This window comes from Plesiocystis pacifica SIR-1 (assembly GCF_000170895.1).
Lineage (GTDB): Bacteria > Myxococcota_A > Polyangia > Nannocystales > Nannocystaceae > Plesiocystis > Plesiocystis pacifica.
The window spans coordinates 1-22,293 of sequence record NZ_ABCS01000099.1; the positions used below are offsets into that span (position 1 = coordinate 1).

The 22,293-nt window shown below is 70.4% G+C and carries 18 protein-coding genes and 1 tRNA gene; 4 read left to right on the forward strand and 15 right to left on the reverse strand.

Annotation, left to right across the window (positions count from 1 at the left end; genetic code table 11):
- Window positions 1-397 (reverse strand): IS5 family transposase (locus PPSIR1_RS50435; RefSeq protein ID WP_006975605.1); only part of this gene is annotated, 397 nt, incomplete at its 3' end.
- Window positions 398-526: 129 nt separating this feature from the next.
- On the opposite strand from PPSIR1_RS50435, the gene PPSIR1_RS50440 reads away from it, so the two are divergent.
- On the forward strand, window positions 527-772 hold the full coding sequence (locus tag PPSIR1_RS50440) for a tyrosine-type recombinase/integrase (protein WP_006975606.1): 246 nt from the start codon (window positions 527-529) through the stop codon (window positions 770-772).
- A gap of 90 nt (window positions 773-862) precedes the next feature.
- Here the strand turns inward: PPSIR1_RS50440 and PPSIR1_RS33090 are convergent.
- A tRNA-Arg gene (locus PPSIR1_RS33090) sits at window positions 863-936 on the reverse strand.
- 120 nt (window positions 937-1,056) lie between these two features.
- Here PPSIR1_RS33090 and PPSIR1_RS33095 point away from each other — a divergent pair.
- The gene (locus tag PPSIR1_RS33095) at window positions 1,057-1,809 is read left to right on the forward strand and encodes a hypothetical protein (RefSeq protein WP_157596225.1); all 753 of its coding nucleotides are present in this window, start codon (window positions 1,057-1,059) and stop codon (window positions 1,807-1,809) included.
- A 12-nt stretch (window positions 1,810-1,821) separates the two neighbouring features.
- Here the strand turns inward: PPSIR1_RS33095 and PPSIR1_RS44535 are convergent, their stop codons facing one another.
- The 4 genes from PPSIR1_RS44535 to ileS form a co-directional block, all read right to left on the reverse strand.
- Window positions 1,822-2,565 carry a DUF6992 family protein gene (locus PPSIR1_RS44535; RefSeq protein ID WP_006975608.1) on the reverse strand — a complete coding sequence of 248 codons (744 nt, stop codon included), beginning with the start codon at window positions 2,563-2,565 and terminating at the stop codon, window positions 1,822-1,824.
- The gene (locus tag PPSIR1_RS33105; protein WP_006975609.1) at window positions 2,566-3,504 is read right to left on the reverse strand and encodes a hypothetical protein; all 939 of its coding nucleotides are present in this window, start codon (window positions 3,502-3,504) and stop codon (window positions 2,566-2,568) included.
- Between the two features lie 210 nt (window positions 3,505-3,714).
- Window positions 3,715-4,377, reverse strand: a complete 663-nt coding sequence (locus PPSIR1_RS33110) for a response regulator (protein ID WP_006975610.1) — start codon at window positions 4,375-4,377, stop codon at window positions 3,715-3,717.
- A 120-nt stretch (window positions 4,378-4,497) separates the two neighbouring features.
- Window positions 4,498-7,878, reverse strand: a complete 3,381-nt coding sequence (gene ileS / locus PPSIR1_RS33115) for an isoleucine--tRNA ligase (RefSeq protein WP_086001918.1) — start codon at window positions 7,876-7,878, stop codon at window positions 4,498-4,500.
- Window positions 7,879-8,060: 182 nt separating this feature from the next.
- On the opposite strand from ileS, the gene PPSIR1_RS33120 reads away from it, so the two are divergent.
- On the forward strand, window positions 8,061-9,179 hold the full coding sequence (locus PPSIR1_RS33120; RefSeq protein ID WP_006975612.1) for a hypothetical protein: 1,119 nt from the start codon (window positions 8,061-8,063) through the stop codon (window positions 9,177-9,179).
- Between the two features lie 67 nt (window positions 9,180-9,246).
- On the opposite strand, the gene PPSIR1_RS33125 is transcribed toward PPSIR1_RS33120, so the two are convergent.
- Genes PPSIR1_RS33125 through PPSIR1_RS44540 form a run of 3 tightly spaced genes read right to left on the reverse strand, consistent with a single transcriptional unit; the run spans window position 9,247 to window position 12,269 of the window.
- Entirely contained in the window at window positions 9,247-10,332 is a 1,086-nt protein-coding gene (locus PPSIR1_RS33125; protein WP_045117254.1) for a hypothetical protein, read from the reverse strand.
- Window positions 10,333-10,388: 56 nt separating this feature from the next.
- Window positions 10,389-11,225 (reverse strand): purine-nucleoside phosphorylase, encoded by an 837-nt coding sequence (locus PPSIR1_RS33130; protein ID WP_006975614.1) that lies wholly within the window; start codon window positions 11,223-11,225, stop codon window positions 10,389-10,391.
- A gap of 6 nt (window positions 11,226-11,231) precedes the next feature.
- Window positions 11,232-12,269: a serine/threonine-protein kinase gene (locus PPSIR1_RS44540; protein ID WP_006975615.1), complete on the reverse strand. Its 1,038-nt coding sequence runs from the start codon at window positions 12,267-12,269 to the stop codon at window positions 11,232-11,234.
- A gap of 277 nt (window positions 12,270-12,546) precedes the next feature.
- Here PPSIR1_RS44540 and dnaB point away from each other — a divergent pair, with 277 nt between their 5' ends.
- Window positions 12,547-13,995 carry a replicative DNA helicase gene (gene dnaB, locus PPSIR1_RS33140; protein ID WP_045117261.1) on the forward strand — a complete coding sequence of 483 codons (1,449 nt, stop codon included), beginning with the start codon at window positions 12,547-12,549 and terminating at the stop codon, window positions 13,993-13,995.
- A gap of 27 nt (window positions 13,996-14,022) precedes the next feature.
- Here dnaB and PPSIR1_RS33145 read toward each other — a convergent pair whose 3' ends face one another.
- The 6 genes from PPSIR1_RS33145 to PPSIR1_RS33170 form a co-directional block, all read right to left on the reverse strand.
- The gene (locus PPSIR1_RS33145; RefSeq protein WP_006975617.1) at window positions 14,023-15,159 is read right to left on the reverse strand and encodes an SRPBCC family protein; all 1,137 of its coding nucleotides are present in this window, start codon (window positions 15,157-15,159) and stop codon (window positions 14,023-14,025) included.
- Entirely contained in the window at window positions 15,156-15,770 is a 615-nt protein-coding gene (locus PPSIR1_RS33150; RefSeq protein ID WP_006975618.1) for a TetR/AcrR family transcriptional regulator, read from the reverse strand. The genes PPSIR1_RS33145 and PPSIR1_RS33150 overlap by 4 nt, the downstream gene beginning before the upstream one ends.
- An 82-nt stretch (window positions 15,771-15,852) precedes the next feature.
- Window positions 15,853-17,607: a hypothetical protein gene (locus PPSIR1_RS33155; protein WP_006975619.1), complete on the reverse strand. Its 1,755-nt coding sequence runs from the start codon at window positions 17,605-17,607 to the stop codon at window positions 15,853-15,855.
- Between the two features lie 58 nt (window positions 17,608-17,665).
- Entirely contained in the window at window positions 17,666-18,925 is a 1,260-nt protein-coding gene (locus PPSIR1_RS33160) for an amino acid deaminase/aldolase (RefSeq protein WP_006975620.1), read from the reverse strand.
- Between the two features lie 125 nt (window positions 18,926-19,050).
- Window positions 19,051-21,204 carry a S8/S53 family peptidase gene (locus PPSIR1_RS33165; RefSeq protein ID WP_006975621.1) on the reverse strand — a complete coding sequence of 718 codons (2,154 nt, stop codon included), beginning with the start codon at window positions 21,202-21,204 and terminating at the stop codon, window positions 19,051-19,053.
- A gap of 129 nt (window positions 21,205-21,333) precedes the next feature.
- Window positions 21,334-22,227, reverse strand: coding sequence for a Ppx/GppA phosphatase family protein (locus PPSIR1_RS33170; protein ID WP_006975622.1), 894 nt, complete (start codon window positions 22,225-22,227; stop codon window positions 21,334-21,336).
- Window positions 22,228-22,293: the final 66 nt, after the last annotated feature.

Below are 22,293 nucleotides of genomic sequence, written 5' to 3' on the forward strand. Positions count from 1 at the left end.
CATCGACCGAGAAGTGGTCCTTGCTCATCAGACGGCGCGCCTGCGCCTCGGCGACCACGTGCTCGAAGAACTTGCGCGTGGCCTGGTACTCGAGCAGTCGGTCTCGGTTGTCCGAGAACGCGCAGTGATCGAAGGGCGTCTCGACCATGTCCATGCCCAGAAACCAGCGAAACAGCATGTTGTAGCGCAGCTGCTCGCACAGCCGGACTTCGCTGGGGATCGAATACAGCGCCATCAGGAGCATCGACTTGAGCAGGCGCTCGGGCGGCACCGAACGCCGACCACGCTTCGAGTACATGCGGTCGAAGGTCCGATCCATCCGCTTGAGAGCGGCGTCCGCGACCTCCTTGATCTCGCGCAGCGGGTGATCCTCGGGGATCTGCTCCTCGATGTTCATCAAACACAGCATCGAGGCTTGCTTCGGCTGACGGCCACGCATGACTTCGATAGATCATGCGCGGTCGTTGATGTCGAGGTCTTTTTCCGATGTCCTGCTAGTTGCAAGGCTTGCCCAGCCGATCACCACGTGCGCCCGGCCCTGCGTCGGGTGTGCAAGCGGGCCGGGCTGCGGCCGGTTAGCGTCCACGTGCTGCGCCACAGCTTCGCGTCTCACCTGGCCATGCGCGGCGCGTCGATCAAGGTGATCCAGGAGCTGCTCGGGCACAGCGACATCAAGGTGACCATGCGCTACGCCCACCTGAGCCCCGCGGCTCGCAGTCACGCGGTCGAGCTCTTGGATGGGCCGCCCGACGGCCCGGGTGGAGCACACTGACAGCACATGGTTGCTCTCGGCTCGAAACTCAGCCGACCGAGCCCAACCACGCGCCTCCCCAAGCCCTTGAAATGACTTAGAAAAACAAAGCGCGCCCGGCTGGACTCGAACCAACGACACCCAGGTTCGAAGCCTGGTGCTCTATCCAACTGAGCTACGAGCGCGTGCGCAGCTTCTACCACAACCCCTCCACGCGGTCACCTCCCACGCCGCGCGAGTTGGCCCCAGGCGCAGCCCCCAGCTGCCTCTTGCCCTCTCCGCACCCGCGGTCTAAACACGGGCTGATGCCTCGCTCCAAGCCTTCCATGCAGCTGCGCCTCGGTGGCGTTTCGACGGTGGTGTTGAGCCTGTGCGCGCTGACGGCGTGCGATGGGCCGCGGCCGGTGCCGGAGGTTCGGGTGGAGGCTCCGGTGACGCACACGCCTCGGGCCATACCCGCGCCGACGCCGGGGAGCGATGGGGCGAACAGCCCGGACGGGACGCTGCTCGACGGCTACAAGGACCGCTCGCCGAGCAAGTCGGAGGTGTACCGGAGCTGGCAGCTGCCCTTCCAGGCCCGGGCGGCGATCGCCGAGCTGCTGATCCTGACGGCGGACGACGACCCGGAGCGGATGAAGGAGCTGTTCACGCCCAACGCTCGCTTTGGGCTGCCAGACCGCCGCCAGATCCAGGCCCGGCCGATCTACACCGAGGACGACCCCCTGGGCCTCGAGTTCCTCACGGGCTTTCGCGGGGCGACGCAGCGCTTCAAGAAGCGGGCGACCTTCAACCTCGAGCCGCTGCCGGGCTTCGAGATGTTCGCGGCGACGGGGGCCGAGCCGGTGTGGTGCTCGTACATGTCCGACAACAAGCTCGACTACATCGGGCTGCGCCTGGTGACCTACCAAGGTGACGTGAAGATCGACTACATCGGCTTTTTCGAGGCGATGCCGACGCAGCGCATCAACATGGCCAACGAGGGCGACCCGCCGCCGGTCATCCCCTACATGCGCACGCCGCCTTCGCTGACGCTGTCCGAGGACGCGCCGGCCGAGTAGGCCGCGGCAGCTTTAGAACTGACCGGCCACGCCGAGGTGCAAGCCGCCTCGGCCCGGCCCAAACGCAGGGCCCGCCGTCGGGCCGAAGTGGAGCTTCGGGACGCGTTTGTGTCGCGCCTGCTCGAGCAAGATGCGGTGTGACCAGGCCATCGCGACGTCGAAGACGAACAAGAAGGCGCCCTGAAGCACGAGCGCCTGGCCGTAGCCGCGCAGGCGCGCGTCGAGGGGCGCAGCGACCACGCCAGGATCGCTGGCGACGGCCCAGGTGGCCACGCCGGCGCCCATGTAGACGACGTCGAGGCCGGCGTTGACCAGGAACACGAACTGAGCCCGGGTCGCCCGCTCGGCGCCCACCGCCAGGTTCACGGGCTCGCGCCGCTCCCGGGACGAGCCGACCAGACCGACGATGCCGAGCGCGAGGTTGACGGAGTTCCACGCGGCGTTGCCCTGGTGGAAAAAGCGTCGCTCGCCGGTGGTGGTGAAGTTGCCGGCGAGGCCGCCCGCGATGTTGGCCACGGACCAACCCGTGAGCGTGGCCATGCCGCCCAGGCCCAGCCCCGTGCGCCGCTGGTGGTAGCGCCGCGCGGGTCCGTCGAGGGCTCCGGTGACCTCGCTCTCCACCGCATCCTCCCCCTCACCTTCTTGGAGGCCCTCGCTCGCCTCCTCGCTCGTCCCTTCGACGCTCGAGGGGCCGACCACCGTCGCTCGTGGGGCGAGGCTCAGCGCCGCGCTCAGCAAGCTCGCCGCGACGCTCACTCAGCTACGCTCGTTAGCGTTGGCGTTGGCGTTGGCGTTGGCGTTGGCGTTGGCGTTGGCGTGGGTGCAGGCCGAACCGAACAGCTCGAGGTCGAGGCGCTCGACGATGTCCGCGCGTGCGGTGAGGGCGTCGATCTCGGCGAACATGGACGCGCCGTGGGCGAACCACTCGCCGAAGGGGGCGGGCAGGTGCACGCGCGGCGGATCGTGGGCCAGCCACGCGCACCACATCGCCAAGGTCGCCTGCCAAGTCGGGCCCACGCCGACGCCGTCGAAGGCAGCCGCGGCGAGGCGCTCGAGCTCGAGGCTGGTCGGCGCGCGCACGGGCTCGCGGGGCGGCCGGGCGTAGCGCCACCACTTGAGCAGGCGGATCGCGTCGTTGAAGCCGATCTTCGCGTTGAGGGACGCGGCCGAGCGGGTCCGCTTTTTGATCTGCTCGTGCTCGTGGCGGACGTTGACGGGCATGATCGAGCGGTCGGGGCTGACGTGGAACTGGCCCAGGCCGCGCACGTCGAGCACGGGGGCCAGTTCGAGGGTCGCGCGGTCCCGGCGAAAGTCCCGCTCGAGGCGCGCGCGCTCGGCTTCGAGCAAGCCCTCCGCGGCCGCGGCGAGGATCTTCTGGGCCGAGACGATCGACGACACGGGCAGCATGCCCACGCTGATCACGAGGTCCAGGCCCTGCCCGGGGATGTCGCTCTCCCGGGACTTGAAGCGGCGCAGCGCCGTGCCCTTCTCCGTCGAGCCGGCGTAGAAAAAACCCAGCACGTCGACGCCCTGACCGTCGACGCGCTCGCGCAGGTCGTCGACGAAGCGCGCCGCCCGGGCCCGCGCGGGCCTGGGGTTGCGCGGGCGGGTGAACTCGACGAAGCGGCGCAGGCAGGCATGCGCCGCCGCTCCCGCCTCGTTGTCTCCACCCTTGGACTTGCGCTTGCCCGCCACGCGCTCAACCTCGACGTCGACTCCGACCCCGCTCGGGGCGCAAAAAGTCGACGCTTTGGATCATAGCAGGGAGTCGAATGGGAAGGGAACGCGACACCACCCCACACCCAACTACTCAGAGACCGTGAGTAAATCACAGTCTCTGACGATTTTAGCCATCGTGGACGACGCCACGCCCTCCCTGCCCCACGTCCACGACTCAGCGCTACATCAGTGCTCGGCGGAGACCAGGCCGATGCGGATGGCCTGGCGGACTAGGCCGGCCACGTTGTGCACGCCGAGCTTGGCCATGATGCGGCCGCGGTGCCCCTCGATGGTCTTCACGCTCAGGCCCAGGATCTTCGCGATCTCGGGGCTCGACTTGCCCTCGCCGACGAGGGTCAGGACCTCACGCTCGCGCTTGGTCAGGCTGTCCGCGGGGTCCGGCGCCTCTTTCACGGACCGCTCGCCGCGGCTCTCTTGCAGGAGGATCTTGGCGACGGTGGGGGAGAAGAAGGCGTTTCCGCCCGCGACCTCGCGGATCGCGGTGACCAGATCGGACAGCCCCGAGCCCTTGAGCAGGTAGCCGCTGGCGCCTGCGCGGATCGCCGGGCGGACGTACTCCTCGCCGTCGTACATCGACAAGATGAGCACCCGCGGGGCGTTGACCTTCTCGCGGATCTCCCGGGTCGCCCCGACGCCGTCGAGCTTGGGCATGTTGATGTCCATGACGACCACGTCGGGGGCGAGGCGCTCGGCCGCCTCCACGGCCGCCCGACCGTCGGCGACTTCGCCGACCACCTCGAGGTCTTCCGTCGCGGTGAGCAGGGCCTTGAGGCCCTCGCGGACGATGGTGTGGTCCTCGACCAAGAGCACGCGGACGGTCTGAGTCATCCCCTTCAACCTAGCAGGAATCGAGGGCTGTCGCGTGCGGGGAATCCAGGCGCACGACCGGGGAGACCCCCCAGGTGTCGGCCTGGGGGGTCGGGGGATGACCGGGGGTGGGCGCGGAGGTCAGCCCTCGTGCCGGGCCAGGCGGAGCCACAGCTGCTCGCCGTCGATCTCTTCGCGCCCGTCCTGCGCGTCCGAGCCAGCGGTCTGCTCGACGCTCAGCGCCGCGGTCAGGGTCTCCCCCTCGACGAGGGCCCGCAGCTCCTCGCGCTCGAGCGCGCCGCTGAGCTTGCCGCCGTCCAGGCAAACCACCGTCAGAGCAATGCGATCGCTGACCTCGAGGCCCGAGCTCTTGCGCCGGTTTTGGATCCGGTTGATGAGCTCGCGGGCCAGGCCCTCCTGCTCGAGCTCGGCGCTGATGTTGGTGTCGAGGACCACGGTGATGGTCCCCTCGCTCTCGGCCACGCGCCCGGGCAGCGGCTCGCGGCGCAGGATCAGGTCGTCGGCCCCGAGGGTCTCGCCCTCGACCTCGACGGTCCCGCCCTCGAGCACGGCGCGCAGGGCCTCGGCCTCGAGGGTCTGGATGGCCGCGGCCACGACCTTCATGCGCTTGCCGAGCTTGCGCCCGAGGACCTTGAAGTTGGCCTTGGCCGAGAGGCTGACCAGGGCGCTGTCGTCCTCGGCGATCTCGACGGCCTTGACGTTGAGCTCGGTCTGGATGTCCTCGCTAAAGCGCGCCATGGCCCCGCGGACCTCGGGGTCGCGGCTGGCGACGGTCAGCTTGGGCAGCGGCCGACGCACGCCGATGCGCTCGCCCTCGCGCAGGGCCAGGGCCAGGCCCACGACCTTGCGCGCGAGCGCGACCTGGCGCTCGAGGGCGGCGTCGATGCGCCCCTCGTCGACGCTCGGGAAGCGCTGCAGGTGGACCGAGTCGGCGTCGGCACCGGTCGCCAAGCCCAGGTCGACGACCAGGCGCTGGTAGAGGTGCTCGCAGTAAAAGGGCAGCACCGGGGCCATGCACTTGGCGATGGTCACGAGCACGCGGTAGAGGGTCGCGTAGGCGTCCTGCTTGTCCGCCCCGGCCTCGTCCCCGCCCTTCCAGTAGCGCCGCCGGCCCCGGCGGATGTACCAGTTGTTGAGTTCGTCGCACATCTCGAGCCAGGCCGGGACCAGGTTGTCGAGGGAGTAGGCCTCGAACTCCCGGCGCATGCCGGCGACGAAGCTCTGGGTCCGCGAGAGGATCCAGCGATCGAGGTCGGCGGCGGGCTCGTGGTCCCAGACCGCGGCCGTCGGCGTCCACCCGTCGACGCGGGCGTAGGTGACCAGGAAGTTGTAGGCGTTGTGCAGGGGCAAGATCGCCGCCTTGACCATCTCGCGGACGCACAGACCCTCGGTGTCGTTCTTGTCCCGGCCAAAGCGCATGGGCTCGGCGCGGACCACCGGGCCCGAGATGAGGTAGGCCCGCAGCGCGTCGGCGCCGAAGCGCTCGACCACGCCCATGGGGTCCGGGTAGTTCTTGAGCCGCTTGGACATCTTCTTGCCGTCGGCGGCGAGGATCAGCCCGTTGACGATGACGTTCTCGAACGCGGGGCGCCCGAACAGCGCCGTCGACAGCACGTGCAGGGTGTAGAACCACCCGCGGGTCTGATCGAGGCCCTCGGCGATGAAGTTGGCCGGCAGGTTGGACTCGACGTAGTCCTTCTTGGCCGGGTCGAAGGGGTAGTGGTTCTGGGCGTAGGGCATGGAGCCCGACTCGAACCAGCAGTCGAAGACCTCGCTGACCCGGCGCATGGTCCCGCCCTCGGTGCGCGCGGACGGGAAGGTGATGTCGTCGATGGACTCGCGGTGCAGGTCCGTGACGCTGCCGGGCTCGAGGCCAGCGAGCTGCTCGAGCTCGGCGATGGAGCCGACGCAGACCATGTCGCTGGGGTCCTCGTCGCAGCGCCAGATCGGCAGCGGCGTGCCCCAGTAGCGGTTGCGGCTGAGGTTCCAGTCCCGGGCCCCGCCCAGCCAGTTGCCGAAGCGCTTGTCGCCGACGTGGGCCGGGACCCAGCGGATCTTCTCGTTGTTCGCGGCGAGCTGCTCGCGCAGCTCCTCGACCTTCATGAACCAGGTCGAGATCGCCATGTAGAGCAGGGGCTCGTCGGTGCGGTAGCAGTGCGGGTAGGGGTGGACGTAGGTGTCCCGATCGACGATCGACCCCTGCTCCTTGAGCTTGGCCATGATGCCCTTGTCGGCGTCCTTGGCCCGCAGCCCCTGGAAGTCGGGGACGCGCTCGTCGAAGTAGCCGTTGAGGTCCATGGGCCGGATCAACGGCAGGCCCTCGCGCTTGCCGACCAAAAAATCGTCCTCACCAAAGGCCGGGGCCTGGTGGACGATGCCGGTGCCGCTGTCGGTGGTCACGTAGTCGGCGGACACGACCTTGAAGGCCCGGCGCGAGCCGTCTTCGTTGAGGCGCTCGTCGGCGAAGTAGGGCAGCAAGGGCGCGTAGGCGATGCCGACCAGCTCGGCGCCCTTCATGCGCCGCAGCTCCCGGGTCTCGCCGACGCGCTTGCGGGCCTGGTAGTCCTCGAGCCGGCCGGGCTCGACGTAGGCCTTCTCGCCGGTCTCGACGACCTCGATCAGCGCGTACTCGACCTCCGGGTGCACGGCCAGGGCGAGGTTGCTGGGCAAGGTCCAGGGCGTGGTCGTCCACGCCCACAGGTACGTGTTGTCCTCGCCCTCGACGGCGAAGCGCACGGTCAAGCTCGGGTCCTGGCGCAGCTTGTGGCCGTCCTTGCCGGTCTTGGGGTTCGTCTCCTGGGGCCCCTGGGCGACCTCGAAGTTCGACAGCGGCGTGCCCAGCAGCGGCGAGACCGGCTGGACGCGGTGCCCCTCGTAGATGCGGCCTTGCTTCCACAGCTCGGCGAACACCCACCAGACGCTCTCCATGAAGGTCGCGTCCATGGTCTTGTAGTCGTTGTCGAAGTCGACCCACCGACCCATGCGCTCGACCACCGCGCGCCACTCCGAAGTAAAGCGGAGCACGCCAGCCCGACACGCGGCGTTGAACTTGGGCACGCCGAGGGCCTCGATCTCCGCGCGGCCGTGGACCCCGAGCTCGTTCTCGACGAGGCTCTCGATGGGCAGGCCGTGGCAGTCCCAGCCAAAGCGCCGCTCGACCCGGTAGCCGTTCATGGCCCAGTAGCGCGGGATGACGTCCTTGATGGTGCCGGCGAGGAGGTGGCCGTAGTGGGGCAAACCCGTGGCAAAAGGCGGCCCGTCGTAAAACACGAATTCCGGCGCCGGTTCGCCCGTGGCCCCAGGACTGGCGGGCGCGTCTTCACCCGGTCGGTGTCCGTGTAAGCTCCGGTACTCGACCTCGTTGGCGCGCCAGCCCTCAATCACGTCGCGCTCGATGGCCGGAAGGTCAAATTTTGCTGGGGGCGCCCCAAAGCCTGCCGAAGACCCTGCCGAAGACCCCCCCGAAGAACCCGGGGCTCCCTGATCGCGTGCGTCGCTCATGGTGTCCCCGAAAGCTAGCGCCTGGGGCTCATGGGGTCCACGGGACACGCAAACAGCCTCGCCCTTCGCCGTGATTCAAGACACGACCACCGGCCCCCTGGAGCGCGCGAACACCCCGACCCTCCCCTATGGCATCCGCGCCCGCGGACCGCTATCCTGAACCGCCTCCCCCGGAGTCTCCGATGATCAAGCGCCTGCTTTCGCCCACCCTGCTCACGATCGCCGCCCTCAGCCTGACCGCGTGCCCCGGCAACACCGACGACATCGGTTCGGGGAACCGGCCCTACGTCGATGACTGGGAAGAGATCGCCGCAGGCCCGGCGAGCGCCGTCGGCTTCCTGAGCATCGGCACGGCGCTGACCTCCGACAACTTCGCCAGCCGCGGCGACGTCGACATCGAGTACGTCGAGGGCACGGACCAGATCACCATCGAGATGCAGCGCTTCGGCGTGTTCAAGTCCCAAGACCAGGCCGACGAGGGCTTCGAGAAGATGTGGGCGTGGGCCTACGACCAGAGCAGCCCCTCGGTCCCCACCGCCGACATGGACGAGGTCCTGTGCTGGATGCCGGAGACCAGCGCCTGCTACGCGACCATCTACTACGACGGGCAGATTCAGCCGAGCCGCGTCGGCGCCAACTTCCGCGTGCGCATCCCGGTGGGCTGGGACGGCGACATCCAGGTCGAGACCGAGGACAACCTCGCCGACGGCCCCGACACCTACCCGGACCGCAGCGACGTGCGCATCATCGGCGCCAACGGCAACGTCGAGGTCCTGCTCGACTCGGGCAACGTCGACATCAAGCTCGACCCCAACCTCCCCCACTACGCCGGGTGCACCAACTCGCAGGCCTGCGAGGACAACTTCGGGGTCGAGCCTGATCCCGAGGATCCCTTCGAGTGCAGCTGCGACACGCCGACGAACATCACCGTCGAGAACCGCACCGGCCAGTCCTCGAACATCACCATCGACGTGAGCGACGCGGCCAGCTGGTACACCGCGCAGCTCGAGAACCGCGGCGACTTCTCGGCCTCGGATGACTTCGTGTGCAACGCGGCCATCGACTGCGCCTCGTTCGCGGACTGCGGCATCGACCCCGACTACGCCGACATCCCCAACGAGGAGCGCGCGGAGATCAACTTCCCCGGCGTGAACACCATCGAGGGCACCGGCATCCGCCTGGTCGCCACCAGCGAGCAGTGCAGCGTGGTCCCCTACGTCGACGGGCCCGACGACTTCGGCGCGGACACCATGCCGGAGGAGAAGCGCGGCGAGCTCAACGTCTGCGTTGGCTGCCTCTGAGCTTCGCCTCGACGGCTTCGAACAGGGCTCCCCTCGGGGAGCCTTTTTCAATTGGCGCGATATCCGATCACGGCCTGGGCTCGGGCAACCCCGGGGGCAAGCGCTCGACCAAGAGCGCGCCGTGGACCTGGCTCTCGTCGATCGACAGCTGCGCCCCGCGGACCTTGCCGCCAAAGCGCACCCGGCCGTGACCGGGGGGCGCGAGGGCGTCGAGCAGGCCCTCGGCGCGGGCCTGGGCCCCCTCGCCCACGACCGGGATGAGCACGACCATGGGGCCGTGCATCTCGGGCAGCTCGGCCAGGGAAGCCGCGGACGCCTCGGCCTCGGCGCAGGCCTCGAGGGCGAACAGCGCGGGCGCGAGGTAGACCCCCGGATCCGGCCGCAGCAAGCGGGCCCCCGGACAGACCGTGCGCACCCCCGGGTGGGCCCGCCAGCGCGCCTCGGCGTCGAGGTAGGCCGCGGCCCGGCGCTCGTCGACGGGCCCCGCGAAGGCCTGCTCGTCGTCCACTCCGCCCATCTTGACGCCGACCCACAACCTCCGGAGGTTGCGCTCGAGGGCCCCGGCTGGACCCACCGTCAACACGCGGTGGATGACCCGCGGGTCGAAGCCCGTCCGGCGCAGGCAGGCGCGGGCGAGCAGGTAGGCCGCGAGCTCGAGGTCCGCGTCGGCCTGCACGAGGGCGACCCGCTCGAGGCCCGGCCACGGGCCCGCGCGCAGCCAGTCGCTGCGCGGATGATCGAACACGCCGGGCTCGGACAGGTGCAGCACGGCCTCCCCGAGCTTGGACTCGAAGCGGTCTTGCATGCCCTCGAACAGGCGCAGCACCGCCGGGCAGGCTTCGGCCTCGGTCTCGACGTGGACCTGGCGACCGCGCCGGAGCGCCCGCCAGGCCAGCTCGAGGGCGGCGAGGGGCTGGGCGCGGAGCTCCCGGACGCGCACGGGCTGGCCTGGGCGGCGGCGCGAACGGGGGAAGCGGTGGGCGTCGAGGGCCAGCAGCCCGCGCTGGGCCAGGCCGATCTGCTCCTCCCGCTCCCAGGCCACCATGCCCAGGCGCGCGGCCAGGTCGTCGGCGATCCAGTCGCTGGCCCGGGCGAGCTCTTCGAACAGGGCCGGGCCCAGGCCGCGCGCCAGGGCGCCGACGCGTGCCGACAACTCGGGGCTGAGCTGACCCGACGCGCCCACCCTCTGGTCCCGCCCGGTTCCGGTGCCTAGGCCGGCCGGGCCGCCCCGAGCAGGCCGCGGACCAGGTTGGCCAGGCGCGTCCGCGCCTTGCCCGACTCTTCCTGGACCTCGACGTGGGACAGGGCCTCGGCGCCCGCGGCGTTGGTGACCACGCCCAGGCCGCACGTCGGCACGCCGTGGGCCGCGGCCAGGATGGCCTCGTAGGTCGTCGACATGCCCACGACGTCGCAGCCCAGGGTGCGCAGGGCCGCGACCTCGGCCGGCGACTCGTACTGCGGGCCGCGGGCGTGGCCGTAGACGACCTCGCGCAGGCTGCCGTCGAGCTGCTGCAGGCGCGCGCGCAGCTCGGGGTCGTAGAGCCGCGAGCAATCGATGAACGCCGCTCCGCGCAGGGAGGTGGGCCCGAACAGGTTGAACTGATCGCGGTAGCTGACGATCTCGCCGACGCGCAGCTGCGTATTGACGCCGCCGACGGCGGAGGTCAGCAGCACCTGGCGCGCGCCGATCGACAGCACCGCGCCCAGGGGCGCCGACGCGAGCGCGGCGCTGTGTCCCTCGTAGGGGTGGATGCGGCCGGTCTGGACGCAGACCTGCACCGGATCCGCGCCCTCGCGGGCCAGCTCGCCGAATACGAGCTCGCTGCCGTGGCCAGCCACGGAGGGCGCCGGCAGGCCGAGCTCGGCCAGGGGAATGCGCTCGCGGATGCTCAGACCGAGGGCGTGCTCGCCCTCCGCGACCAGGGGCTTACCGATGCCCGAGCCGCCGATGATCATCCAGTCTACGGGGCCCTGCTCGGGCAGCCGCTCACGCAGCGCCGCCTCGCAGGAGACCCCCTCGGGGTGCCAGTCGGGGTTGAATTTCATGGGGGTTCAGTTGAGGACGAACATCACCACGAGGGAGCCAATCACACCGATGGCGACGCCCATGGCGATGGCGATGATCAGGGTCTGCCGACCCATGCCCGTGTCGACGGCCTGCGTCGGCTCGGCGCGGCTCGGGCCCGCGTCCGCGCCCGTGGTCGGGGCCTCGATGGACAGCTCGACCTCTTGGTGACGCGGCGGGATGCGACCGCCGAGGCGATCGACCATGGGCGGGAGGCTCTGGATCAGCTCGTCGAGGGTCGGGCGGACGTCGGGCCGGCGGCTCATCATGCGCCGGCACAGGTCGCTGAGATCCTCGTCAAAGCCGGGGATCTGGTGCTTGAGCACCGGCCGCTCGGCCTTGAGGTGGCGGCGAACCACCGCGGTGTAGTGGTCGTCGCTGCCGCCCTTGCGAAAGGGCGGGTTGCCCGTGCACATGTGGTAGAGCGAGCAGCCGAGGGCGTAGACGTCCGCGCTCGAGTCGACCTCCTCGCCCATGGCCTGCTCGGGCGCCAAATAGTCCGGGGTACCCACGAACACGCCCGTAGCGGTGATCGACAGGTCCTCCTGGAGGGCCTTGGCGAGGCCAAAGTCGGTGACCTTGACCTCTCCGGTGGAGGTCACGACGAGGTTCGAGGGCTTGACGTCGCGGTGCACGACGCCCGCGCGCTTGGCCTCGGACAGGCCGACGGCGGCCTGGCGCACGACCTCGGCCGCGTCACCCGGGTGCAGCGGGCCGTTCTTCTTGATCAGGCCCCCGATGTCGTTGCCATCGAGGAACTCCATGGCCAGGAAGGGCCGGCCATCAAACTCGCCAATGAAGTAAACCTGGACCACGTTGACGTGGTTCATCGACGCGAGCGAGCGGCCCTCACGCAGGAAGCGCTCCTTGAACTCCGTCGACTCCTGGTGCTTGCGACCCAGCACCTTCAGCGCGACGCGTCGGTTCAAGTTGGGATCGAGACCCTCGTAGACCTCGCCCATCGCGCCTTTCCCCAGGAGGCCCTGGATATCGTAATGACCGATCTTCTCGGGCAGTCGCGCCATGCGGCGTGAACCTAACACGGCAACGACGCCCCGCCCATCTCCAGCATGGGCCACCACTGGCGAGCTCGCCCGGCCTCGAGCCAGAGCGCATCACACGCATCTCGCGGCGAGCCCACGACCAGGTTGGTCCCAAATGGGGACAGCGTGAGCCCGCGCGCTTTCGCGCTGGGGCTGGGCTACAGTGTCGGGCCGCGTCGAGGACCCGAGCACCTCGACCCCGCGCCGCGCCCCCGAGAGGGCCGACCTCGCGACCGGCCTCCCGGCCCCGCCTCCCGCCATGAACGCTCCCCGCACCCTCCCCCATCGACCCGAGGCCGAGAACGCAGTGATCGGCGGCATCCTCTTGCGCGGGCGCGATGCCCTCGGCGAGGTGCTCGAGCTGATCACCGAGGACGACTTCTACCAGCCCCGGACCCAGGCGGTGTTCCGGGCCATGCGGATCCTCGAAGAGCGCGGCGAGCCCATCGACGTCATCACCCTCGAGGCCCAGCTCGGGCGCACCGGCGAGCTCGAGCTGGTCGGGGGCATCGAGGGCCTGGCCCGCTTCGACCGCTACGCCACCGCCCACAACATCAAGGCCCACGCCGAGCTCGTCCGCGAGTCGGCGATGGTCCGCAACCTCGTCGTCGCCACCCGGGAGATCGCCGAGGAGGGCATGGAGGAGCTCGAGGACGTCAAGGCCTACGTCGACACGGCCGAGCAGCGCATCCTCAAGGTCAACGAGCGCGGGCGCAAGAGCAGCTACCGCAGCTCCCGCGAGCTGATGCTCGAGGTGTTCCAGAACATCACCGAGCGCCAGCGCCAGACCGACCCGATCACCGGCGTGGCCACGGGCTTCACCGTCCTCGACGACATGACCGCGGGGCTCCAACCCAGCGACCTGATCATCCTCGCCGCGCGCCCGTCCATGGGCAAGACCGCCTTCGCCCTCAACCTGGCCCAGGAGGCCTGCGTGATGCCGGCGAAGTACATGAACGCCCCGCCGGAGCAGCGACCGCCCCGCTACCCGGTGCTGTTCTTCTCCCTCGAGATGGGCGCGACCCAGCTCATCGAGCGTATCTTGTGCGCCGAGGCCCGGGTCGACGCCCAGCGCCTGCGCCGAGGCGGCGGCGGGATGATGGAGCAGGACTTCCGCAGCCTGATCGCCGCGGCCGACCGCATCTCCAACGCCAAGCTCTACATCGACGACACCGCCTCGCCGAGCATCCTCGAGCTCCGCGCCCGGTCCCGGCGCTGGCGCGACGACAAGACCATCTTCCCCGACCCCGACCCCGACGATCCGAGCACCAACCCCAAGGGCCTGGGCATGGTCATGGTCGACTACCTGCAGCTCGCCAAGGGCGGCAAGGCCCGCTACGACTCCCGCGAGCAGGAGATCTCGGAGATTTCCCGGGGCCTCAAGGCCATGGCCAAGGAGCTCAAGGTCCCGGTCATCGCCCTGTCCCAGCTCAACCGCGCCGTCGACTCCCGCGCCGACCACCGGCCGCAGCTGTCCGACCTGCGCGAGTCTGGGGCCATCGAGCAGGACGCCGACGTCATCATGTTCATCTACCGCGAGGAGCGCTACTTGCCGGGCGACGCCCCCGAGGAGCGGCGCCGCGAGGTCGAGAACAAGGCCGAGATCATCATCGGCAAGCAGCGCAACGGGCCGATCGGCACGGTCCACCTGACCTTCATGAAGAAGCACACCCGCTTCGAGAACCCGGCCCCCGAATTCGAACAATAGTTCGAGCAGCAGGGACCGCCGCGGGCCTCACTCGAGCGCCGCCTCGAGGCGCGCCCGCCAGGCCGACAGCGCGTCCTCGAAGCGAGCGAAGCGAAAGTGGGTGTTGGCCGGCGTCGCCAGGCCGCGCTGGATCTGCTCGCCGATCTCGAAGTCCTCGTCGAGGGTGAGGAGCGAAAAGCCGTGGTTTTGCTGAAGGAAGGCCCGGGCCCGCTCGGACACCTCCCCCGACTCCGGGGCGTTGCCCACGGTCAGGACCTCGATGCGCGTGCGGTCCACGGCCACCGGCGTCATGAGGATCAGGTCGAAGTGGGTCTTTTGCGTCAAGATCAGCGCGTTGGGGTGGATGGTGTAGACGACGTGGGTGTGCTCGCGGATGCGCCACTCGTCCTTGGGGCGCTCGGCCAAGCTCGCGATCGAGCGCTTGGGCAGCACCGTGCGCGTGTGCGAGCCGATGGCCTCCCAGGTCGACAGCGTGTCGGTGAAAAAGGGCGCGATGGTCTGCTCGTGGGCGACGCTGAAGTGGTAGGACTCGATGCCCCCCTCGACGATGATCTTCCAGTTGGCCGCCCAGTCCCGGGCCGTGCGGGCGTAGGCCGTGGGCCGCGGCCCGAGCATCTGCTCGAGCTCGCCGACGAGGGCCGCCGGCAGGGGCTCGGGCTCGAGGCCGGGGGTCGGGCACACGAACACGAGCCCCGCCGCCTCGACGCAGCGCAGCTCGACGAGGCCGTGGTCCTGGGGCTGCAGCGTCGGGAAGCCGTCCTTGTGGCGGACCTTGTGGAGGCTGCCGTCGTTGTTGTAGGTCCACGCGTGGTAGGGGCACACGAAGCGCTTGCAGCGTCCGCTCGCCCGGGGCTCGACGGTGGCGCCCCGGTGGCGGCACACGTTGAGGAAGGCGCGCAGCTGGCCGTCGTCTCCGCGGGACACGAGCACCGGCGCGCCCACGACCTCGGCCGTGATGAAGTCCCCGGGCTCCGCGAGCGCCGAGGACAGGGTGACCACGTTGAGCTCGCGCCGAAACACCCGCTCGCGCTCTCGCTCGAAGCGCGCCGCGTCGGTGTAGTCGGTCGTCGGCACGAGGGTCTCCTCGCCGTCGAGCGGCCGCTCCTTGTCCAGGGTCCGCTTCAGCGAGGCCGCCAGCAGGTCCAGCTCCTTGTCTCGGTTCATGACTCGTCCTCCAGCTCGTCGATGCACAGCGCGCGCTGCATGAAGGCCTGGAGCTCACGGGTGACGCGGGCGCGCGACATCCTGCGCTTGCCCGCCAGCGCCCGGTGCAGGGCCTGACCCACGCCGCCCATCAACAGCGCCCCGCAGATCTCCGCGTCGATGTGGGCGGGGACGCGGCCGAGGGCCTGGCCCCGAGCCACGTTCTCGACCGCGCCCTTGACGGTCCGGTCGGCCCGGACCCGTTGGTGGCGCACCGCCTCGGCGTCGCCGAGCAGCCGCTGCTGCATGAGCGCGCCCAGGGGGTGGCCGTAGTAGAACTCGACGGTCCGACGGATGCGCTCGCGCTCGCGCTCCCACCAGTCCTCGGACACCTCTTCAAAGGTTGGCCGGTACGCGACGGCCTCCCACTCGTCGTAAAAGACATCGACGAGGGCGACGAGCAGCTGGCTCTTCGACGCGAAGTGGCGGTAGGGCGCCCCCGCGGAGACGCCCGCCCGCCGAGCCACGGACGCGAAGTCCATGGCGCCGTCGCGCTCGAGCAGCTCCTCGGCCGCGGCCTGCAGCAAGCGCTCGCGGGTCTGGCGGCCTTTTTGTGTCTGTCTGGCGGGCATCACAAGAGTAAAGTAAATTCACTTTACTCTCGAGAATGGGTGTCGTCAAGGCTCCGTCGGCGCCCCGTAAAACCAGCGAGCTTCAGCCAGCCGAGACCGCGCTCGGGTCCAGACCCTCGCCGATCGCCCGGATGATGCGCACGCTCGTGACCCCCTCGACGGTGATCGGGCTCAGCTCGCCCGCGCTCCAACAGTAGACCGCAGCGTCCGTGCCGATCCACAGCCGGCCCGCCGCGTCGAAGTCGAGGGACTCGACGTCGCCCTCGAGCGCGATCTCGACGCGCTCCGCCCCGGGGACGGCGAGGCTCAACCCGCCCTCGCTCTCCACGACCACCTCCCCCTTCGAGCCGACCGCGAACTCGTCGTAGCTGTCGATCTTCAGGCCGAGGCGGCTGAGCTCTCCATCGACGACGCGAACGAGCTCACCCTTGGAGTAGCCCAGCTTGCGCTGATTCGAGGCGACCACCCCACCGGCGAAGTCGGTGAGGTTCCTGGACGGGCCCTTGATGAGGCGCGTGGCTTCGCCGGCCTCGACCTGCCACAGCCCGGTCGTCGTCCCGACGTAGCTGCGCTCGCCGACCGCCGCGACCGCCATGGGCTGACCGTCGATGTCCAGGCTCGACCAGCCCTCGCCCTGCTGCAGGTACAGGCGCGAGCCCCCGCTGCCGTCGACGCCGAGCAGCACCGCCCCCGCGCTGCCCTTCGCCACCTCCTTGAAGCCGAGCTCGCCCTCGGGCTTGGCGAGGTAGGACCAGCTCGCTCCCGTCCAGTAGCCGGCGCGATCGCCATCGACGCTGTCGAACATCCACAGCTGGCCCTCGTCGAGGCGCAGGCGCACGTTTCGACTCGGCCCCCAGTCCGCCCAGGAGCGGGCGTCGTAGACCGTCTTGCCCTCGACCACGACGAGGTCCGAGACCCCCTCTGCGAGCGCGTTCGCGGCCCGATGGAAGGCCACCCCGCTGGGCGTCACGACCACGTCGGTGACCTCGTTCAAGGCCGGGTCGAGCACGCCCTCGGCCGACAATACCCGCGCCACCCCCGAGCCCTCGACCACGACCACGCCGGCCTTGGGGAGCTCGACGGCGATGTCTCGGGGCGCGTCGCGCAGCGCCTGCTCGGGCCGCGTCACGTCCACGCCGTGGGTGAGCGCCGCCGTGTAAGCCCGCCGCAGCACCTGGTCGAACTTGGCCTGTGCCCGGCTGCGATCGCCGCTCGCGTCGTCGATGTAGGTGATGGTCTGGCTGCCGCCCGGGCCAAACTCGACGTTGGTCACGATCACCGAGGGGTCGGGCCCCGTGAGGTCCACGGACACCGCCCCAATCCAGGTGTTCGCGTTCGCGTCCCACACCACCACGCGGCCGCGCCACGAGCCGTTTTGGCCGTCCTCGTAGCTCGCCTCCTGGTCGGGTTGAACGAGCGCGAAGTAGTCGAGCTCGGGCAGCGCCTCGAAGTAGCCGCGCTCGCGCATGTAGGACAGGTTGAAGTCCTCGCGCCCGGCCTTGGCGGCCTCGAGCATGTTGCGGGTCGAGCTGCGCAGGCCCTCGAGATCCGAGACGAGCTTCGCGTTGCCCACGCCGCCGTCGTCGCAGCGCATCGCGCCGCAGCTCTCGAGCGGCGCGGGCAGCTTCACGCTCGCCAGCGCGGGCAAGTCCGCCGGCACCGAGGCTGCCGCCGCCGCGAAGGCTTCGACCCTCGCCTGGTAGGTCTCGAGCGCCTTCACCTCTTCGGGGTTGGTCTTCGGGGCCGTGAACTTCGAGCAGCCGCCCAACGTGGCGAGCCCGGCGAGAGCCAGGGTGAGCAGCGGCGTCTTCGGGAGCTCGGTGCGAGTGCGCGACACGCGGGCGTGCGTAACAAGAAGGTCGCGAGGGGTCAAAGCAACCCCGGGTCAGCGCCGATCAAACCCAGCGCTGGCCGGCGCCCCGATAAGTCGGCGCGAGCTCGACCACTTCGCCATCGCGGATCAACGCCAGCGCGTCGAAGTGCTCGCACAGCTCCCCGGCCCGGGCGTGGCGGAAAAATAGCGGATCACCAATGCCGACCCGCGGCAACTCTTCGTACTCCACGGGGGTCGCCGATCCGCCCGCGCCGATCATCGGGACCAGCCGCCCCCCCTGGGGCAGCCAGGGCTTGGGCAAGGCCGCGCCGTCGGCCACGCCCGAGGCCAGGTAGCCCCCGCCGGCGCAGGTCAGCAGGTTCGCCGAGGGCCGGCGGATCACCGGCAGGGCGTAGCCGGCCGCGGGGTGATAGACGGCCCCGGGGATCTCATCGAGGCGGGCCGGCGCGAACAGGCCCGAGCCCGCGCACACCTCGGTCATCACGGTGTCCTCGCGGGTCTTCTCGAGGGTCACGGTGCTGCCGCCGGTGACGATCTGCAGGTCGACCCCCTCGGCGCGCAAGCTGGCGACGATCTTCTCCCGGCGCGAGCGCAGCTCCTCGCGCAGCGGCAGCCGCAGCGGCTCCGTGAAGCGCTCGCGCAGCCGCCCAGAGACCGTCTCCGAGGGCCGCTCGATCGCAAACGAGGCCGCGTAGCCGATGACGCCGACCAGACGCAGCCCGTCGAGCTCGGCGATCATGTCGGCGACGTCGAGGGCGTCCTCGACGGTGTGGATGGCGGTCCGGTGGGGCACGCTGCTGGTCCCGAAGCGCTCGCCCGGGCCCATGCCCGGCACGCGCTGGCGCCAGGCGTGGCGCAGGTCGAGCATGTCGAGGTCGAGGAGCAGCTGCAGCTCGAAGTCCTCGCCCCCCGCCAGATCCACCCGCACGCTCGCGGCGACCTGGCCCAGCAGCAGGACCTGCTCCGGATCGTCGACGGTCAAGCGGATCGTCGCGCCGTTCTTGAGGATCCGCCGGCACACGACCTCGAGGTCGTTGCGCTCGACGCTGGGGTAGGCGACGAGGATGTCGTCGATGCCCATGTAGTGGAGGTAGGCGGCCTCGCCCGCGCTCCCGGCCAGGACCCCCTGGAAGCCGGGGACCTCGAGCACGCGCTCGAGCAAGTTGACGCAGCGCAGCGAACCGCTGACGACCCGGATGGGCCGCCCGCCCGCCCGCCGAGCCATCGACTCGGCGTTGGCGTCGAAGCGATCGAGGTCCACGAAGGCGCAGGGCATGCGGTACCCGGCCAGGGCGCGTCGGTAGCGGGCGTACTCCCCCACGCCCGCATCCTACCCCAAGGCGCTCGAACGAAAAGCGGCGAGCGGGGTGGTGACCACCCTGCTCGCCCCCTTCGGGGGAGCTCTGTGCGCCAGACCCCAGCCCCCCTCGCGCTCAGCGGGTCGGCTCACGGCGTGATCGAGATCGGGATCTGGTTTCCGGCGGAGAAGCGGCGGTCATCGTCGGGGTCGAGGGGGTCGCCCGGGTCGGTGACCGTGACGGTGATCCACGCGTCCACCGGAGCGAGCTGCGAGCGGTCGACGCTCAGGAACTCGGGGTCCCGGAGGCTGTAGACGCTCGTGGTGGTCAGCGGCAGGCTGCCGTAGTGGAGCTCCTCGTACACGCCGTCGACGTCGTAGATGTACACGCTGACGTTGTGCACGGTCATGTTCGAGTACTCGGGGCCGAGCACGAGGTAGCCGTCGTCGTCCTGGATGCCGCACATCGGGCACGGCGGGTTCTCCGGCTGGGGCAGGGTCCAGGGATCGGGCATGTGCTCGGCGCTGAGCGGCTCGGCCACGGGCAGCTTGTTGGCCTTCTCGACGCCGCAAGACTCGCAGTCGACCTCGGCCAGCGCAGGGGCGAGCGCGGTCACGAGCTGATCCGACGGGAGGGCGTTCACGGCCGTGTCCAGGTCTGACCACCACGAGCTGACGTTGACGGCAGGGCCCGAGCACTCGCTCTCGAGCAGGCCGCACACCGAGGGGTCGTTCTCGTAGAGGTTGCAGGCGTGGGCCAGCGCCTGGCAGGCCGTGACGATCCGCTGGTTGTGCGGGGTGGCCACGCCGTGGAGCGAGGCCGGCACCGGGTCGCCGTCGACCAGACGCAGCTGACCCGAGTCGTAGATGGCGGTCATGAGCTCCGTCGAGCTCAGCCCGGGGTAGTAAGACCAGACCAGCGCCGCGATGCCCGACACCGTCGCGGCCGAGACCGAGCTGCCCGAGACCGGCCCGTAGCTGCGCGTCCCGACCGGGGCCGCCCCGCCGTAGCCCATGGTCGCGATGCGCGCGTCGGAGCCGGGGCGGTAGTCGTTGAGGTTGTCCAGGCCCCAGTCGAGGGGCGTGGCGGCGTAGAGCATGGGGTAGTAGCCGGTGATCGTCTGCGGCGCGTGGATGTCCTCGACGGCCATGCCCAGGTCGAGGCACTGGCTGTAGTCGAAGCCCGAGACCCGCTCCCAGCTGCCCGGGCCCGTGGCCTCGCCGACGCAGCTGCCCTTGGGCTGGTTGCCGCTCGACGCGACGACCACCCCGCCGAGGCAGCCGACCAGGGCGACGACGTCGCGGACCACCGCGACGGACTGGGTCTCCGCCGAGCCGTCGTCGCGCAGGTCGCCGAGGCTCGGCTCCCAGCCCACGGACAGGTTGACCACGAAGGGCTCGTCGGCGCTGACCCAGCTGTCGATGGCGCCCGCGATGCCCTGGGCCAGCTCGCTCTGGTAGCCGTAGAAGCCGCCGGCGTCGTGGTCCGGGCCCTGGCCGTAGACCTGGGGCAGGCCGAGCACGGTCGTCGCCTCGCGGACGCAGGCGAGGTTCTCGTCGAGGCCGGGGGCGCAGCCCGAGCTCGCCAGGCCGGCGATGGCGGCCATCACCGGGCCGTGCTCGGCGCTCGCGTTGCGCCCGATCTTCGGCGCCGTGTCGACGATCGCCACGTGGGTCGGCACGCCCGAGCGGCCCATGCTCTGCGCCGCGTCGGTGACGGGGTCGATCCCCGCGACGAAGGCCGCCTCGAAGCTCGGGTTCATGTCGCCCTCGAGCGGCCCGCTCTGCGGGAGCACCCGACAGTCCGGCGAGGTCAGGCCGAAGACCGAGGCTGGCAGCGAGCCGAGGTAGGGGGGCGAGTTCGGGTCGGTCCACTCGTAGCGGCAGCTCGTCGGCAGCGAGGTCTCGACGCCCGTGCCCTTGAACAGGTCGACCACGGTCCAGTTGGAGGTGATGTCGGGGATGGGGCAGCTGCCGCCGCCGGGCTGAACGATCTGGCGGCTGGCGGGGCACAGCTCGTTGCTCGGCGGCTCGAACCACTCCGGATCGCCGCAGGGCATCTCGTGCACGGCGACCGGATCGCCGCCTTCTTCGCCCCCCTCTGCGCCGCCCTCCTCGAGGCCCACGGGCTCGATGGGCTGGGTCTCCTCGGGGTCGCCGGGGTCGAGGATGGTGCCGTTGCGCCACTCGGTCTCCCCCTCGGCGGAGTCGCCCAGGTCGCAGGCACCGAGGCTCAGGGCGCCGAGGATCGTCGCGGTGGTCAGGATGAGGGTCGGGGTGTCAATGCGTCGAGGATCTTCCATGACAGCGTCTCCAGCGAACCCTTCGCGAGGGTCAGACGGAATCTGACGCGGCCCTCCTGCCACCCACCAATCCAATGCACGGTTCGATTGCCCACACTCCGCAATCGATACGCGCGCTCGCTCACACCCTCACAGCAGGGCGTAACGCAGCCCACGATCGCGGACCACGAGGGTCTGCGCGCCGCAGTGCTCGAGCACCACCGTCAAGATCGTGGCGCCGGCGACCACCACGTCAGCCCGACCCTTTCCCAAAATGGGCTCGGCCTGTAGGCGCTCGAGCGGCCAGGTTGCGAGCTCATCCCGGAGCCCGCGCACGCGCGCGATGGGCAGGCGCAGGCCGTCCACGCGCTCGCGCTCGTAGCGACGCAGGCCCAGGCTCAGCGCCCCGACGGTGGTCACCGTGCCGGCGAGGCCGACGAGGATCGGGTGGGGCTCGACAGGCTGGCTGGCCAGCCGCTCGCGAGCGGCGGCCTCCATCGCCGCGAGCGCGGCGGGGCTCGGCGGGTGGCCGTCGCCGAAGCGCTCGGACCAGCGCACCGAGCCCAGAGAGTGACTGACCGCCCCTTCGACGTCGAGGCCGCGACCGACGACGAGCTCCGTCGAGCCGCCGCCGATGTCCACGACCCGAAGGGGCCCCGCGTGCTCGTCGGGGCCGAGCTCGAGGGCGACCGAGCGGTACGACAGGCGCGCCTCCTCGTCCCCCGAGATCAGCCGCACCGGCGCGCCGAGGATCGCCGCCGCCGGCTCGAGGAAGTCGCCCTGGTTGCTGGCCATGCGCAGGCCCTCGGTGGCCACGGCCTCGATGCCCTCGACCCCGTCGGCGTCGGCGAGCTCGCGGTAGCGCCGGAGCACGGCGAGGGTGCGCTCGATGGCCTCGGGGGCCAGGCTGCCCCGAGCCGCCGCGCCCTCCGACAGCCGCGCGACCGTGGCCTCGTCGCGGACGAAGGTCAGCGAGCCGTCGGGTCCGCGCTCGCCCACGAGCAAGAGCACGGAGTTGCTGCCGATGTCGATGACCGCTCGCATCGCCGGGGAGTGTACGTACCTCGCAAGGCTGCGTCGCCTAGCCGAGGCGACGAGAGCGTTTGCAAA